The sequence below is a fragment of the Loktanella sp. F6476L genome (assembly GCF_023015725.1).
GTDB lineage: Bacteria > Pseudomonadota > Alphaproteobacteria > Rhodobacterales > Rhodobacteraceae > Yoonia.
Genome location: NZ_JALKAR010000005.1, coordinates 143486 through 157789 on the forward strand (window position 1 = coordinate 143486; position 14304 = coordinate 157789).

A 14304-nucleotide genomic window follows, 5' to 3' on the forward strand; every position below is an offset into this window, starting at 1 on the left:
CGCGCACACTTGCCCAAAGTGAACTGAATAGTTTATATTCCTCCTACCCCCCTATGAAAGCAATACACCATGCCCGACGGCACCCTACCCACAGTCAAAAAAGGTCGCAAATTTGCGCAAGTTCTAGAAGGCGCACGCAAAGTCTTTATGGCTGACGGCTTTGAAGGGGCCAGCGTCGATGACATCGCCAAAACGGCTCAGGTGTCTAAGGCGACGCTGTACAGCTACTTTCCAGACAAACGTCTTTTGTTCATGGAAGTCGCGCGAGCCGAATGCCAACGCCAAGCCGAAGGCGCGATCGCGACCATCGACATGGACGGCCCTGTTCGGGACGTTCTGCACGACATAGCGCTGCAAATGGTCCATTTTCTCACGTCGGATTTCGGACTGCGCATCTTTCGGATTTGTGTTGGTGAAAGTGACCGTTTTCCTGAGCTTGGGCAAGAATTCTACGAAAGCGGCCCCATGATGGTGCGCTCGCGGATCGTCGATTATTTGACCGATGCGACCCTGCGGGGCGATCTACACATCGCAGATGTGCCTTTGGCGGCAGACCAATTCGCGGAGCTTTGCAAAGCAGACCTGTTCCCGCGCATTGTCTTCAACATGGACCGGACGTTTTCACAGGCCGAGATTGACCGTGTCGTCGATGGCGCTGTGGCCATGTTCATGGCCTGCTACGGGACAAACCCCGCAAAAACGTAAAAGGGGCCGCAAAGCGCGACCCCTTTTGTGTTCATTTGGGTTGCTTAGAACTCAACAACGGCCCGAATAGATTTGCCTTCGTGCATCAAATCAAAGCCGTGATTGATTTCATCCAATGACAGCTTGTGGGTGATCATCGGGTCAATCTCGATCTTGCCGTCCATGTACCAATCCACGATCTTCGGCACGTCCGTCCGGCCAGATGCGCCACCAAACGCGGTCCCGCGCCAGCTGCGACCTGTGACCAACTGGAATGGCCGTGTGGAAATTTCCGCACCTGCAGGGGCCACGCCGATGATGATGCTTTCGCCCCAGCCTTTGTGGGCCGCTTCCAATGCTGTGCGCATCACACCGACATTGCCCGTGGCATCAAAGGTATAATCCGCACCACCGCCAGTTAGTTCGACCAAATGGGCAACCAGATCACCTTCGACTTTCGAAGGGTTCACAAAGTCGGTCATGCCGAAATGCGTCGCCATCTCGACCTTGCCATCATTCAGATCAACACCAACAATCTGATCCGCGCCCGCAAGGCGTAGACCTTGGATCACGTTCAGACCAATGCCACCCAAACCAAAGACGATACCGGTCGATCCGATCTCGACCTTCGCTGTGTTGATCACAGCGCCGATCCCCGTCGTCACGCCGCAACCGATGTAACAAATCTTATCAAACGGTGCGTCTTTACGAACCTTCGCGAGCGCAATTTCAGGCACAACGGTGTGGTTCGCGAAAGTGGAACAACCCATGTAGTGATGGATCGGCGTGCCATCGAGCATGGAAAAGCGTGTTGATCCGTCGGGTAGAAGCCCAGCGCCCTGCGTAGACCGGATTTTCTGGCACAGGTTCGTTTTCGGATTCAGGCAATATTCACATTCGCGACATTCAGGCGTGTACAGCGGGATCACGTGATCGCCGACTTCCAGCGATGTCACACCTTCACCAACTTCGATCACAACGCCTGCGCCTTCATGGCCTAGGATCGCAGGGAAAATACCTTCGGGGTCGTCGCCAGAACGGGTGAATTCATCCGTGTGACATAGACCCGTTGCTTTGATCTCGACCAAAACTTCACCCGCACGCGGGCCTTCAAGATTAACCTCCATAATCTCAAGAGGTTTTCCGGCCGCTACGGCGACAGCTGCACGAGTACGCATGGGCGTGACCTTTCTATAATGTGTCTCATGTCAGTCTTGCGGTCAAAAACATCCTCTTTCAAGGGTGCAATCAGACAGCGTTCAGGGCTTGCCAAGACAAACCACGACGCGGCAAAGTGCATTCATGAAAAATTATGTTCTTCTTTCCGCTTTTACCGCTGTTGTTCTCGGCGGTTGCGCAGGTACATCAGGCAACGCGCCTGTCGACGAAACCGACCCGTGTGGGGCGCAAGGCCATACCGCACTGCTTGGATCGAACATCGCAGCTGTGACACTGCCTGCCGATCTGAATGACAGGGTCGTAGGGCCTGACACTGTTGTCACCACAGATTACGTGCCCGATCGGTTGAATATCGAAACCAACGCGGATGGCATGATTATCGGTCTGTCATGCGGGTAACGGTTGGCATTGCAGCACTTTGCGCCCTCGCCGCATGTAGCACCCGCCCCCCAGCCATTGTCGCACCTGCGGTTGATCCGGTCCCCATCGGGGCAGCGGATACCTGCAGGGCCACACCTTACGGCTATTTGGTCGGCCAAGACGCAACGGCGCTTGAACGCGTCCTGATCCTGCGCCAAGTCCGCGTCATCAGACCGGGTGACGCCCTGACCGAAGATCTGCGACCTGAACGTATCAACTTTTATATTGGAGCGGATGAAAGCATCCGGACAATCACATGCGGTTAACTATTTTGGCCTTGTTTGGCACCCTTTGCACAGCTTGCATCCCAGCGACCCCGATCATCGAACCACCGGTTGCCAATCCGATCCCAACCGGTATTGACGACACTTGCGGGGCCGCGCGGTATAGCGGGATCATCGGGCAAGATGCTTTTGTTTTGGAACGCGGTTTCCGGCCTGGTGAAATCCGGATCATCCGCCCCGGCACTGTGGCAAGCCAAGAATACCACCCCGACCGGCTTGGATTCGAGATCGGTGCCAACAACACGATCCGTCGGATCATCTGCGGCTAAAAGCCAGCAGCCTAGTGCGGCAGCATGTGGTTTGATGTGTGGGAAGGTTCACAAAGTCTCCGGTGCCGCACACTGGGTGGGGGCTATCGAATGCAGCACCGGAGTAGCACTTTGCTGAGTACTGGTTTGACGTTTGCAAGTGGCAGCATGTGGTTCGGTCCAAGGCATTGTACCGTTCATTTTGGGGCAAGATTGGGGCGTTGTGGGTAAAAGCCTTGATTCCTTGCCCTATTGCCCCAAAATGATCCCTATGACTTTGACATCACTCCACCGCCCGCTGCCCGAACAGGTCGCTTTTCACCGCACCGAATTATCCGTGATCATGTCGCTTTACGGTCGGATGGTGGCCGCAGGTGAATGGCGGGATTACGGGATATCATCCCTTCGGGATTTTGCCGTTTTCTCTGTTTTCAAACGGACCGCCGAAAACCCGATCTACCGGATTGAAAAGCGCCCCAAATTGCGGATGAAGCAGGGTCAATATGTGCTGATCGGCATCGACGGTCAGGTGCTGAAGCGCGGCAACGACCTAAAATCCGTGCTGCGGGTGCTTGAACGGAAATTGATCCGCATCGTCGATTGAGCGGTCAGCGTAGCAACGATGGCGCCTAAACGATCCGTTTCCGCGCGGTGGTCTCTCCATCGCCTTGCGCCTTGATCCGGATGGTTGCGGCTGTGATGGGTTCATAGGCCGTCGCCATGTGGTGCGCATTGGCATGCAACAACACATCCGCATCAACCATGATACCAACATGACCTTTCCAGAAGATCAGATCACCGCGCTGTAGCGGCGCGTCGGGCGCGATATCTTGCCCAAGTTCCGCTTGCTGCATATCACTATCGCCCGGGCAGAATTGACCACATGCCTGTAGACCGGCTTGCACCAACCCCGAACAATCGACACCCGCGGTGCTATTGCCACCCCACAGGTAGGGCGTTCCAAAATATAGCTGTGCGACTGTGACAGGATCGGCGAATGGCCGATCAAGCGGGCGCAAATGCATCTTCGGGATGAAACCCTGCGGTGTTTCGTACATCTTGGGCCGCTCATCAATGACCGTGACCTGCGCCCCGAAAGTCAGGCGCATCAGGTCTGCTGATTTGAAGCTTTCGGTCTCGTAAGCATGGGTCGCCGCCGTCGCGACCCGGAATGTGGGCGCTTTGGTCTCGGCAAGCGTATCGCTGGGCACGTAGCCTACATAGCCATCCGCATCTGATTGAATGAATGACCAACCGTCGTGGGTTTCAAACACAGTCACGCCCGTCCCCAGCAACAGCTGGCGATCCCGTTTTCCCGCAGGCTTTGCGCAAAGATCAACGATAGGGCGCGTGACCCGCATTGGCGTGCCGTCCACGTATTTTTCAGCGGTGACGATGCCCTGCAAATGGCGCGCCGCGACGCGTCCGTTTGCAGGTGTGATCCGGCGGTCCGTCACAGGTCAAGCATCGCAGGCAACGCCGCAAGGATCGCGCGCGCGCCCATACCGACGCCGCCTTTTGGACGGGCCGGTTGCGCAACAGGCTGCCAGCCGTAGACATCAAAATGCATGTAAGGCGCTTCAACGAAACGGCGCAAGAAAAGCGCCGCCGTGATCGTTCCCGCAAATCCGCCTTTAGGCGCGTTGTCCAGATCAGCAATCCCCGGTTCAATCATGGCTTCGTAAGGCTCATGGAACGGTAACCGCCAAACCGGATCAGCCACATCAATCGCAGCAGTTTCAAGCGCTTGGACGCATTTCATCTCGTTGGTGAAGTACGGCGAAATGTCAGGGCCAACCGCCACACGCGCGGCACCGGTCAACGTCGCCATGGAAATCACCAGATCAGGTGTCGCTTCATCCGCGAGCGCAAGCGCGTCGGCCAGTACAAGCCGCCCTTCGGCGTCGGTGTTGTTGATCTCGACAGTCAAACCTTTGCGGGAAGTCAGAATGTCCTGCGGCCGGAACGCTGTGCCATCAATGCTGTTTTCAACGGCAGGGATCAGTACCCGCAACCGCAGTGGCAGTTTAAGCGCCATGATCATATGCGCGAGACCAAGCACAGTCGCGGACCCGCCCATGTCCTTTTTCATCAGTCCCATAGACGCGCCCGGTTTGATGTTCAGACCGCCAGTGTCAAAACACACGCCCTTCCCGACCAATGTCAGGGTCGGACCATCATCACCCCATGTCATGTCCATCAAGCGCGGGGCGCGATGTGGGTCGGGACCAACGGCACGGCCAACGGTGTGGATCATGGGAAAGTTCTGTTCGAGCAGATCATCACCCGAGGTCACATGCAGCAACGCACCATGCTCGTCAGCCAAAGCACGGGTCGCGGCCTCTAGATCACCGGGCCCCATGTCGGCAGTTGGCGTGTTGATCAGATCGCGGGTCAATGCCTCGCCCGCTGCAATAATTTCCAGCCGCGCCGCATCAACGCCCTCGGGTGCTTTCAACTGAGCAATTGATTTCGACGGCTTGACGTACCGGTCAAACGAATAGCCCGCCAAAAGCCAACCAAGTGCGGCTTCTTCCAACGCCAATCCATCCAGACCAGCCGCAATGTGGTAGGTTGAGGTTGGCAGCTTTGTCGCGGCTTCCGCAATTTGGAACCGACCACGCGCGCGCGCTTTCGCTGTCCCAAATCCAACCAGCGCACAGGCAATCGCACCATCCGCACTAGGCACGACTAAGGTCTGCCCCAAGCTGCCGACAAAAGCGTTGGTATCCGCCCAAGCGCGTGCTTCGGCGGGAATAGCGTCCAAATTTTCAGAAGAAATTACGTAAAGAGGGATGCTTTCTGCATCGTCCGGGGCAAACGTCAGCGACATATCTCATCCTATTTCGGGCATTTTGCGCCAGACTAGCAACACAGGTCAGGGCTGCAAGGATGATCGTGACGGAACCGCAGGGAACCTCTGGACCGGATCAGTGGGAATAGTGGCGGAAATCCCAAACATGGCTGACTGCCGCATCAAACGCGCGTTCAAGACGGGCCAAAGTTGCCCCAAGCGCCACACCGCACTGCATTTCAGCCGCGTTAGATGTGTGTCGTGCAACCAAGGCGACTTCGGTCAGGCCAATCTGTTCGGCAACGGCAGCGAGACGCTTGGCAGGGGCGGAAATTTCCGAAAACGCACCCGTTGTGCGGCCATTCTGCAGATAGTCCAGTTTGGCGGCGATATCTTCCAAAGCGCGGCAAACGATATCTTCGGCCTCGTGATCAGGCAAAGCGGCGAACAACGTGCGTAAAGGGGCAGTATCCATTGTAAATTGTTCCTCACATCGCAAGACAGCGATGCGGGCAGCGGGGCGGGCTGGCGGCGGTGCCAGAAGGGGGCTGTGATAAGTCATACCCTTGTTATAGCGTACGTTGGTATCCGAAGTGTTGATCCGGACAATTGAAAAGGTTCAAAAACCTCTCGAAATCCGAGCAAATTCGACATATCAGCCAAGGAACTTTTCGGGAGTACCACAATGCCATACCGCCGCCCCCTACCCGCCTATCTGGCCAAACGCTACCAAGGCTGGAAAGCCACGACCTACGCAGAGAACAAAAGCTGGTACAAGCATCTGGCGGAAGATGGGCAGCATCCACGTGCGATGGTCATTTCCTGCTGCGATAGTCGGGTCCATGTGACGTCAATCTTCGGGGCGGATTCAGGCGAATTCTTTATTCACCGGAACGTGGCCAACCTTGTGCCGCCCTACAACCCAGACGGTGACTATCACGGGACGTCTGCGGCAATCGAATATGCAGTGAATTCTCTCAAGGTGTCGCACCTGATCGTCATGGGACATTCGACCTGTGGCGGGGTCGCTGGCTGCTACCACATGTGTTCAGGCAACGCGCCGGAGCTGGAAGAAAAGACCAGCTTTGTTGGCCGCTGGATGGACATTTTGCGCCCCGGCTATGACCGTTTGCCGAATGGGACTGACGAAGAACGGCTCACAGCACTGGAAAAAGAATCCGTGTTAGTGTCGCTTGAAAACCTGATGACCTTCCCGTTCGTCAAAGACGCGGTAGAAGGCGAACGCCTTTCACTTCATGGGCTGTGGAACGACATCGGCGAAGGCACGCTAGAAGAATTCGATCTCGAAAACGGCTATCACGCGATCTGACCAATAGTCAGCCGACTTTACACGATATGCACCCGCTCCAAACGCTTTGCGGAAGTTTGGGGCGGGTGGCAAACGGTGCTTTAGTTTTCAGTGCCCTCAATGATCGCAATGACCTTTTCGTAAAGCTGTTGAGCAGGCAAACCGCGGGCTGAGTATTCTTCGATCCACGCCTGCGCCGCAGGTGTGGCAACCTCGTCTTTGATTGACGCGATGATATCGTCGCGCAATGTCAGCACCGCAATTTCGTTTTCCGCCAATGCCGGACCCCACGCGTCCATTGTGGCCCCTTCGTAATACGCAACATAATGATCAAGCGCCTCGTCGACAGATGACATCAGCGCATCACGGTGCGCTTCGTTCAGGGCGCTCAACGCCTTCGTGTTCACCACAACCGGGCAATTCACAGTTCCGGGGTTCAAATTGCTGGTCCACCACGATCCCTGATCTACGGTGCCAAATGCCATATGAGCATGCGGTGCAAAACTGACGGCGCGGACTTCACCGGATGCCATAGCCGCTTGAACTTCCGGCGCCGGAATGGACACCAATTCACCCCCCAGCGCCTCGATCGCTTTGCCGACACCGCCTGTTGCGCGGACGGTTAATCCAGTGAAATCGGACAGGGAAGACGGCAGGTTTCCAGCGCCCATGATATTGTATTGTGGCAACGGCGACGGCATCAAAAGGGTCGCGTTCCAGCGTGACATGTCGATTTGGGTGATCGGGTCACGATAAACGGCCAACGAAAGCGCGATCTCCTGTTCAAGCGATGTCACCCCCAAAAACGGCAGTTCAAGAACTGTGATCGTTGGGTTCTTTTCCGGATGATATCCTGCGCAGAACTGCGCCATCTCAAAGCTACCCTTTGAAATTCCGTCCAAATTTTCGCGACTAGGCGCCAAGCCACCGTAGGAAATATTCAGCCTAAATTCGTTGTTCGTCTTCTCGGCAACCAGTTCAGCCAACTTTTCGACGTGTTCAGTAAAGGCACGACGTTCCCCCCACAGCGAAACGTCCCATTCGGCGGCTCCTGCGATTTGTGTACTCACGCAAAGGATCGTGGCGGCTGTCGCGATTAGGCTTCTGGTCATATTGTATCTCCTCCCGGCATTATCTATTTTCTGCTCAAAAAAGAGGCTACAGCAGCGCCACCATCGTATTCATGAAGAAATCCGCGCACCAATTGCCTGCCGGACTGCGGAATCCCGCAGACTGGCTTCGCTTTTCTCGGAATTCTGCACTTGCAGCATCTCGACGTAACGCTAAGTAAGCTAAAACTGCATAAGGACCGACATGACCGACATTTTCGATCTTGCCGCCGCGAACCTGATTTCGCCAATTATTCTTAGCTTTGCGCTTGGTCTTGCTGCAGCACTTGCCCGATCCGACCTGACGATCCCCGAAGCCGTGGCCAAGGGCATGTCGATCTACCTTTTGTTCGCCATCGGCTTCAAAGGTGGCGCATCGGTTGCGGCCCACGGTGTGGATGGCACGCTGTTGTCGGCAGTCGCGGCAGGTATCGTTCTGTCGTTCGGCTTGCCATTCATCGCCTTCGCCCTGCTGAAAATTCTGACCAAACTGGATGCGACTGACGCGGCCGCCGTCGCCGCGCACTACGGGTCGATTTCGATCGTGACCTTTGTGGCCGCTACATCTGTCCTTGAAGGCAAAATGATCGACGCCGAAGGTTACATGGTCGCCGTCGCCGCCGCGATGGAAGCCCCGGCGATCCTGTCCGCCTTATGGTTGGTCGCCCGTTCCGGATCAGGCGGCAAAATGGCGCCCGGATTGATGCGAGAAATCATGCTGAACGGGTCCATCGTCTTGCTTGTCGGTGCGTTCGCAATCGGCGCGGTGACGGGCGAAAAAGGCTTGGCTGAAATTGAATCCTTTATCGTGAACCCATTCAAAGGCGTGTTGTGCCTGTTCTTGCTCGACATGGGCCTGATCGCGGGACGCGGACTGCGCCAAGCCAAAGGGGTCGTGACGCTGCCAATGGTCGCCTTCGGCATCGCTATGCCGCTTGTCGGTAGCATCATCGGACTGGCACTGGGAATGTTGATTGGCCTGTCGCTGGGTGGGATCGTTCTGATGATGGTGCTTGCCGCCTCTGCCAGCTACATCGCCGTGCCTGCCGCGATGCGGGTGGCGTTGCCACAAGCGAATCCGGCAGTGTACCTGACATTGTCGCTCGGGGTAACGTTCCCGTTCAACCTGACACTCGGCATTCCGATCTACCTCGCGATTGCCCAAGCCATGACTGGAGCCTGATATGGAAATGCACGACGCAAAACGGGTGTCTATCGTCATCGAAGCCCCACTGGAAAGCCGCCTAACCGACGCTTTGAACACCGCAGGGGTGACGGGCTACACGATCATGCCAGTGATCGGTGGATCAGGCCGATCCGGACAATGGACCCGCGACGGCCAAGTCGGCAGATCGGGCATGGTGAACGTGGTGTGCCTGATAAAACCAGAACGGCTCGACGGCCTACTAGAAGCCGCATTCGCAGTGGTTGAACCCCATATCGGCGTGGTGTCCGTGACCGACGCGCAAGTGCTACGCGCAGAACGGTTCTGATACGCAATCGGGCCGCGCAATATGCACGGCCCGTTCGCTATTTTCTAAATCGTTAGGTTACATTCTTAGGCGACTATAGACCGCCAGTCACAAACGGGTGCTGGTCCACGTAGGTTTCGTCAGACCGGTACATCAGACGGTTTTCCAACGACCGTAGATCGGCAAGGTAGGCATTAACCGCTTCGTTCGCTGGGATACCCAAATCTGTCGCGGCTTGGGTCCAAGCATTCAAATCCGTCAAAGAACTCAACCAAAGGTCATCAAGTAAAGCTTTATCGGCTTTTGCAAAGTTCAGACCAAGGTCCAACATCCGCGACCGGAAAGAGTTGTCGAAATCGTCCCATGCGGCAGACCGATGGGCCAGCGCTTCGCCAGATACTTCGCGGATCGCAGCCTGATCTTCATCCGAAATTTGCGCCCATGCGTCGTTTGACATCACAACCGAAAACGTTGGCGTATACAGGCCGTTATCAACTTCCATCACAGAAACGGTCGATTCTTCGTTCCAGATGCCAAGCGCAATCGCAGCGCCATGAGCCAAGAAAAACGTCGGATCGTTGTCGTGGGTCGCTTCATAGGTCGCGGTCCAATCCGCGACTTCGGCCCGCATCGCGGCAGGACCACGTGTATCAAGCCCGTCGAAATACGGGATCGCATAATCGTTTTTCGCAGCTATGCCTTCACCTGCGACAACCGGCATGCTTTCGTCACGCCAGATATGAGCGGCCGGCGAAGCGATGAAACCAAGCAGCTCTGCTTCAGGGAAATAGTCAGCTTTCGCCAAATAGTCCTCGTGCAACCGCCACATGGAAACGGCGGTCTGTTCGGCAGAGCCACCGAACATCGGCTCCATCGACAATTGCAGCAACGGGTGGCTGCCTGCCAAATGTGAATTCAGGGCGTATGTCGCATCCACCGCACCGCTTGTAACCAGATCAAGCTGGGCAGCGTGATCGCGGTTCATGACTTCTGGATCAACGAAGGTCACGCGCCCTTCGGTCACTTCTGCAATTTCGGCGAGATAGGCATCAACGATCCCGCTGTTAATGATGAATGGCGGGGCGGATGCTTTGTTAAAGGTAAAGATCAACTGATCTTCGACAGCCGCCACAACGGTTCCATCATCAGACAGACACGGCACCATGAAATTCTGACCAATATAGATCATATCAGGGTTTGCACCGATGGTATCGACGTTTGCGGTGTAGATTGGTTGATACAACAGCGACCCGTAGGCCCGCAGACTAATACCGCTTAGGGTATCACCACTGACAACTGTATAGGTCTGGCCACATGCGATATCGATTGCGTTGCTTTGGGTGGCGGTCGAAATCGAAGGTGGCAAAGTAATTGCGCAGACAACTGCGCCTTTTATAAAATTATTCATTTGGAACCTCTAGAACTTAACGCGCCGTGGAAAAAAACGGCGTTTACAAGATCAGAAGACCAAATCAATTTGTCGAAACAATGGCGCAATTTTAATATCATTGTGCGCATTTCGAAACCAAAAGAAAAAGGGTAGCTCCCATCGGGAACTACCCTTTTCTACTTCACACCGCCCCTCACATCGACGCAGATCACATAAGCGTCTAGCGAAGCAGGCCCCCGCCAAGGGCATGGTGTGCAGCAAACCGTCACTGGCCCAAAACAAGGCCAGCAACACGATCAGAATTAATCGAGGTACGTAACCGGAAGTTCGGTTTGCGGACCACAGCGTACAGGCAAGCCCGGTGCGGTACGGGAATATTCACGACTAACGCCGGTGTAATGTGGACAGCCGTCCACGAGGCTTGTCATTTTGGTCGAAACAGTCTGACTGCTTGTGCCCATGCAGGCTGTTGTGGACAAAAGAGCGATTGCGGCAAAAGTAATTTTAAACATGGTTCTTCCTTCTCGGTAAACGTCTGGTTTGAGTAAAAGTTTGATAGATAGGTTTAGGCAGACCGTGCGCCCATCGGGACACGGTGGGAAACAATCAACCGCAACGTCGGTGTGATTTGGTACTCTGTATGAGACACAACACGTTTCAAGGCGCGGATTGTACGGGACACAGGCCCGTTAACATTGTGCGCTTTCTTCTCTGAATTCTCGTCGTCGTCGTTAGAACGACCTTTCAAGATGTCATCAGTGCTACGTGTCAAACGATCTAAAAAGTCGCCTTCAATCTCAGGAAAAGGAGTGGCAGCTCCTTTGCTTATCGTCAGTTTCATTTCATCGCCCCCAGTTGCGGATTGATTAATTAATCTCGCAAAACGAAAGTGAATTTCATGGGAAGTGACTTTTCTATTTCCCCGGACGTAACGTAAAAATGAGAAAAAAACCGTAAAATCAATAAGAAGGCAATTTTGAAAAAAATGCAAAAATAGACATTTTTTGTCAGAATCGCCCAATTTTCGTTAACTTTTGCCCGCAAAATGAGCGCACATCGGCCTCAAAATTGCATCGAATCGAAACAGAATCGATTAGATTCCCGATACTGTTTATCTTTCTTGCTTAATGCAAAAAGTTAACAAAGCTGGGCTGTTGCCGAATTGGAAACAATGACAATATTTCGCCACAATAGTTAACACATTTCGATGTATGATACATTTCCACTAATTCGTTAATATTTTATTAACATGAAATTAACTAAATCAATTGATACAGCCTACGAAAAGGCGGCTGCTTAATTGCACACCGCCTCTTCGCTTTTAAATTCATAACAGGCTTCACATATTCGGAAAATAGTCTTCGCAATTCCCTTCGCGATACACATCCGCCGTACAGCAGTGCAGACCGCCCCCAAAAGCGTAGGCATCGCGCAATTCGACTTCGACAACTTCCATACCCAGCTTGTCCATTTGTTCAGCTTGGTAGACCTCTGATTTCTCAACACAGACCGTTTTCGGATCGAGCACCAACACGTTCATAGAAAGCCACGTCGATGAATAGCATAGCGGCGGCGGCGTATTATGCGCGGGCTGTGCCGCATCGTGGATTTCCCAACCATTCTTTTCAAACATGGCCCGCTGATCGTCTGGCAAACGACGCTGCGGGTTGTTCAGGATCAATCCTGGGCGCAGCGGCGTAAAAGTCGCGTCGATATGGATCGGATAGGGATCACCGGGGAAATTAACTGTATGCACGCGATGATCAGGGAAATGACGCCGCAGCCATTCGATGCCTTTCAGGTTCGTTGTGAACCCATGCTGCACAACCAGATCGCGTCCAAATCGCAGCACGTCAGCAGCGTCGAACAACGGTTCTTCCTCGGTGGTGACAAAGAACTTCTCAGCTGCCCATTGCAGGCGCTTTGCGTCACCAATCTTATCGCTCAGATAATCGGGATGGTAATCCGCATCCGTCAAACGCGGCTTTGGCGCGCTTTCATGACGGAAATTCGGGTCTTCATTGAAATACTGCTGCATCAGCGGGCGATAGTTCAGGTATTCGAACCAGCGGCAGCGATACGACATCGTCGCCTCCAGCATTTCAGATCCGACCGTCAGCAGCACGTCACGCGGCGGCATACAGCCAAACTGGCTTTCGGTGTGGAAGTCAGGCGTCGTCGCGGGAAGCGAATGATCAATGCTCGTCGGGCGATCCACACGAATACCACGGGCCTGCAATTGAGCCGCAAAATTGTCGAGCAATTCATTCGCCCGATCAATCGTTTCCTGCGGACGTCGCCCCCACTGACCGCGCATATCGCTGTCCTCGGGCACCTTCGCATCAAGGGCTGGTTCTTCGGGAGGAATATGGCAATCATCAGCGCGGCCAACGATCACGTGCTTCAGTGGGTCCCATTCGTTCCAGCTATTGACGACTGTCTTTTGCATCTTGTTCTCCCAAACGTTTCAAAAATGGGTAGTCACAAAATTTTTGCCTGACAAGCGTTAGAAAAAGGCGCGCCGTAGCAGGTTGATCCCCATCAGCAGGAACACCCACAAAATGACCTGCCGGAACTTTGCGGGGTCCATGCGTCTGCGGATCGCCTCGCCTATTGTGAAACCAATCAGCGTGGGCACAATCATCATAATCGACATCGGGGCAGTTTCCCCGTTCAGCAATCCGGTTTGCCAAAAGCCCACGATCAACGGAACTGTCCCGATCAGGATCAAAACGCCAGCGGCACGCACAAATTCCTCGGCCTCCACGCGGCGGGCAATCAGATACGTCACCAATGGTGGCGACCAAATGCTCGTGAAGCCACCCAGCACACCAGCAGCGATCCCCGTGATCACCTGACCGACACCATCACGATGATCCGGCAACGCGGGCGGGGTACGGGCAAGGCTGGTGACTGCAAAAATCACAATCGCGATGCCAATCACACCGATCAGAAAATCAGGGGGCACCTTGGCCGTGAAAGAGGTCGTGATCATTAGGGATACGACCATAAATGCGACCAGCACCTTGTACCGGCGCAACGTATCTAGCCCGACGCCGGTGCGGTACACCTGCCAGATGTTCGCGACCAGCATGGGGAACACGACGACGGCAATGGCGAAATGGGGCGGGCTGAATTGGCTCATGATGCCAATCGACACCGTCGGCATCCCGATCCCGACCAGCCCCTTAACAGACCCCGCAAAGATAAAGACGATAGCGATCAGAAAAGCGAACTGGTCAAAGGCGAACATGGTGCAGGGGCTTTCCAACAAAATTCAGCCGGACCCTAGGCGGTTCGCCATCGGGTTCCAAGCGGCGTTTCGCGCTGAACAGCAGCCGCACATTTATGTGAGCGGCAGGTGCGGAACCTATGTGCCATGCCACGGTTCTTCGTCCGAACCGCAGATAAAAAG

The 14304-nt window shown here is 54.6% G+C and carries 18 protein-coding genes; 8 read left to right on the forward strand and 10 right to left on the reverse strand.

Annotation, left to right across the window (positions count from 1 at the left end):
• Window positions 1–69: 69 nt before the first annotated feature.
• On the forward strand, window positions 70–705 hold the full coding sequence (locus MWU61_RS11805; RefSeq protein ID WP_247128572.1) for a TetR/AcrR family transcriptional regulator: 636 nt from the start codon (window positions 70–72) through the stop codon (window positions 703–705).
• Between the two features lie 44 nt (window positions 706–749).
• Here MWU61_RS11805 and MWU61_RS11810 read toward each other — a convergent pair whose 3' ends face one another.
• Window positions 750–1862, reverse strand: coding sequence for an S-(hydroxymethyl)glutathione dehydrogenase/class III alcohol dehydrogenase (locus MWU61_RS11810; protein ID WP_247128573.1), 1113 nt, complete (start codon window positions 1860–1862; stop codon window positions 750–752).
• A gap of 124 nt (window positions 1863–1986) precedes the next feature.
• Here MWU61_RS11810 and MWU61_RS11815 point away from each other — a divergent pair, with 124 nt between their 5' ends.
• The 4 genes from MWU61_RS11815 (at window position 1987) to MWU61_RS11830 (ending at window position 3419) form a co-directional block, all read left to right on the forward strand.
• The gene (locus MWU61_RS11815) at window positions 1987–2262 is read left to right on the forward strand and encodes an I78 family peptidase inhibitor (protein ID WP_247128574.1); all 276 of its coding nucleotides are present in this window, start codon (window positions 1987–1989) and stop codon (window positions 2260–2262) included.
• Window positions 2253–2549, forward strand: a complete 297-nt coding sequence (locus MWU61_RS11820; protein WP_247128575.1) for an I78 family peptidase inhibitor — start codon at window positions 2253–2255, stop codon at window positions 2547–2549. Before MWU61_RS11815 ends, MWU61_RS11820 begins: the two co-directional genes overlap by 10 nt.
• Window positions 2540–2836 (forward strand): I78 family peptidase inhibitor, encoded by a 297-nt coding sequence (locus MWU61_RS11825; protein WP_247128576.1) that lies wholly within the window; start codon window positions 2540–2542, stop codon window positions 2834–2836. The genes MWU61_RS11820 and MWU61_RS11825 overlap by 10 nt, the downstream gene beginning before the upstream one ends.
• A 250-nt stretch (window positions 2837–3086) precedes the next feature.
• Window positions 3087–3419, forward strand: coding sequence for a DUF2794 domain-containing protein (locus MWU61_RS11830; protein WP_247128577.1), 333 nt, complete (start codon window positions 3087–3089; stop codon window positions 3417–3419).
• Between the two features lie 25 nt (window positions 3420–3444).
• Here the strand turns inward: MWU61_RS11830 and MWU61_RS11835 are convergent, their stop codons facing one another.
• The 3 genes from MWU61_RS11835 to MWU61_RS11845 all read right to left on the reverse strand — a co-directional run bounded on the left by MWU61_RS11835 (window position 3445) and on the right by MWU61_RS11845 (window position 6084).
• The gene (locus MWU61_RS11835) at window positions 3445–4272 is read right to left on the reverse strand and encodes an NlpC/P60 family protein (RefSeq protein ID WP_247128578.1); all 828 of its coding nucleotides are present in this window, start codon (window positions 4270–4272) and stop codon (window positions 3445–3447) included.
• Window positions 4269–5648, reverse strand: a complete 1380-nt coding sequence (locus tag MWU61_RS11840; protein ID WP_247128579.1) for a leucyl aminopeptidase family protein — start codon at window positions 5646–5648, stop codon at window positions 4269–4271. Before MWU61_RS11840 ends, MWU61_RS11835 begins: the two co-directional genes overlap by 4 nt.
• A gap of 97 nt (window positions 5649–5745) precedes the next feature.
• Window positions 5746–6084, reverse strand: a complete 339-nt coding sequence (locus MWU61_RS11845; RefSeq protein ID WP_247128580.1) for a hypothetical protein — start codon at window positions 6082–6084, stop codon at window positions 5746–5748.
• Between the two features lie 210 nt (window positions 6085–6294).
• Here MWU61_RS11845 and MWU61_RS11850 point away from each other — a divergent pair, with 210 nt between their 5' ends.
• Window positions 6295–6939 (forward strand): carbonic anhydrase, encoded by a 645-nt coding sequence (locus tag MWU61_RS11850; protein WP_247128581.1) that lies wholly within the window; start codon window positions 6295–6297, stop codon window positions 6937–6939.
• 80 nt (window positions 6940–7019) lie between these two features.
• Here the strand turns inward: MWU61_RS11850 and MWU61_RS11855 are convergent, their stop codons facing one another.
• Window positions 7020–8030 (reverse strand): C4-dicarboxylate ABC transporter substrate-binding protein, encoded by a 1011-nt coding sequence (locus MWU61_RS11855; protein ID WP_247128582.1) that lies wholly within the window; start codon window positions 8028–8030, stop codon window positions 7020–7022.
• A gap of 202 nt (window positions 8031–8232) precedes the next feature.
• On the opposite strand from MWU61_RS11855, the gene MWU61_RS11860 reads away from it, so the two are divergent.
• Both MWU61_RS11860 and MWU61_RS11865 read left to right on the forward strand, forming a co-directional pair.
• Window positions 8233–9210, forward strand: coding sequence for a sodium-dependent bicarbonate transport family permease (locus MWU61_RS11860; RefSeq protein ID WP_247128583.1), 978 nt, complete (start codon window positions 8233–8235; stop codon window positions 9208–9210).
• A gap of 1 nt (window position 9211) precedes the next feature.
• Window positions 9212–9520 carry a transcriptional regulator gene (locus MWU61_RS11865; protein WP_247128584.1) on the forward strand — a complete coding sequence of 103 codons (309 nt, stop codon included), beginning with the start codon at window positions 9212–9214 and terminating at the stop codon, window positions 9518–9520.
• Window positions 9521–9593: 73 nt separating this feature from the next.
• On the opposite strand, the gene MWU61_RS11870 is transcribed toward MWU61_RS11865, so the two are convergent.
• The 5 genes from MWU61_RS11870 to MWU61_RS11890 form a co-directional block, all read right to left on the reverse strand.
• A complete protein-coding gene (locus tag MWU61_RS11870) occupies window positions 9594–10907 on the reverse strand; it encodes a LysM peptidoglycan-binding domain-containing protein (RefSeq protein WP_247128585.1) in 1314 nt (437 codons plus the stop codon).
• 284 nt (window positions 10908–11191) lie between these two features.
• Window positions 11192–11401 carry a hypothetical protein gene (locus MWU61_RS11875; RefSeq protein ID WP_247128586.1) on the reverse strand — a complete coding sequence of 70 codons (210 nt, stop codon included), beginning with the start codon at window positions 11399–11401 and terminating at the stop codon, window positions 11192–11194.
• 53 nt (window positions 11402–11454) lie between these two features.
• On the reverse strand, window positions 11455–11910 hold the full coding sequence (locus MWU61_RS11880; RefSeq protein WP_247128587.1) for a hypothetical protein: 456 nt from the start codon (window positions 11908–11910) through the stop codon (window positions 11455–11457).
• A gap of 318 nt (window positions 11911–12228) precedes the next feature.
• The gene (locus tag MWU61_RS11885) at window positions 12229–13338 is read right to left on the reverse strand and encodes a serine/threonine protein kinase (RefSeq protein WP_247128588.1); all 1110 of its coding nucleotides are present in this window, start codon (window positions 13336–13338) and stop codon (window positions 12229–12231) included.
• 57 nt (window positions 13339–13395) lie between these two features.
• A complete protein-coding gene (locus tag MWU61_RS11890) occupies window positions 13396–14142 on the reverse strand; it encodes a sulfite exporter TauE/SafE family protein (RefSeq protein ID WP_247128589.1) in 747 nt (248 codons plus the stop codon).
• Window positions 14143–14304: the final 162 nt, after the last annotated feature.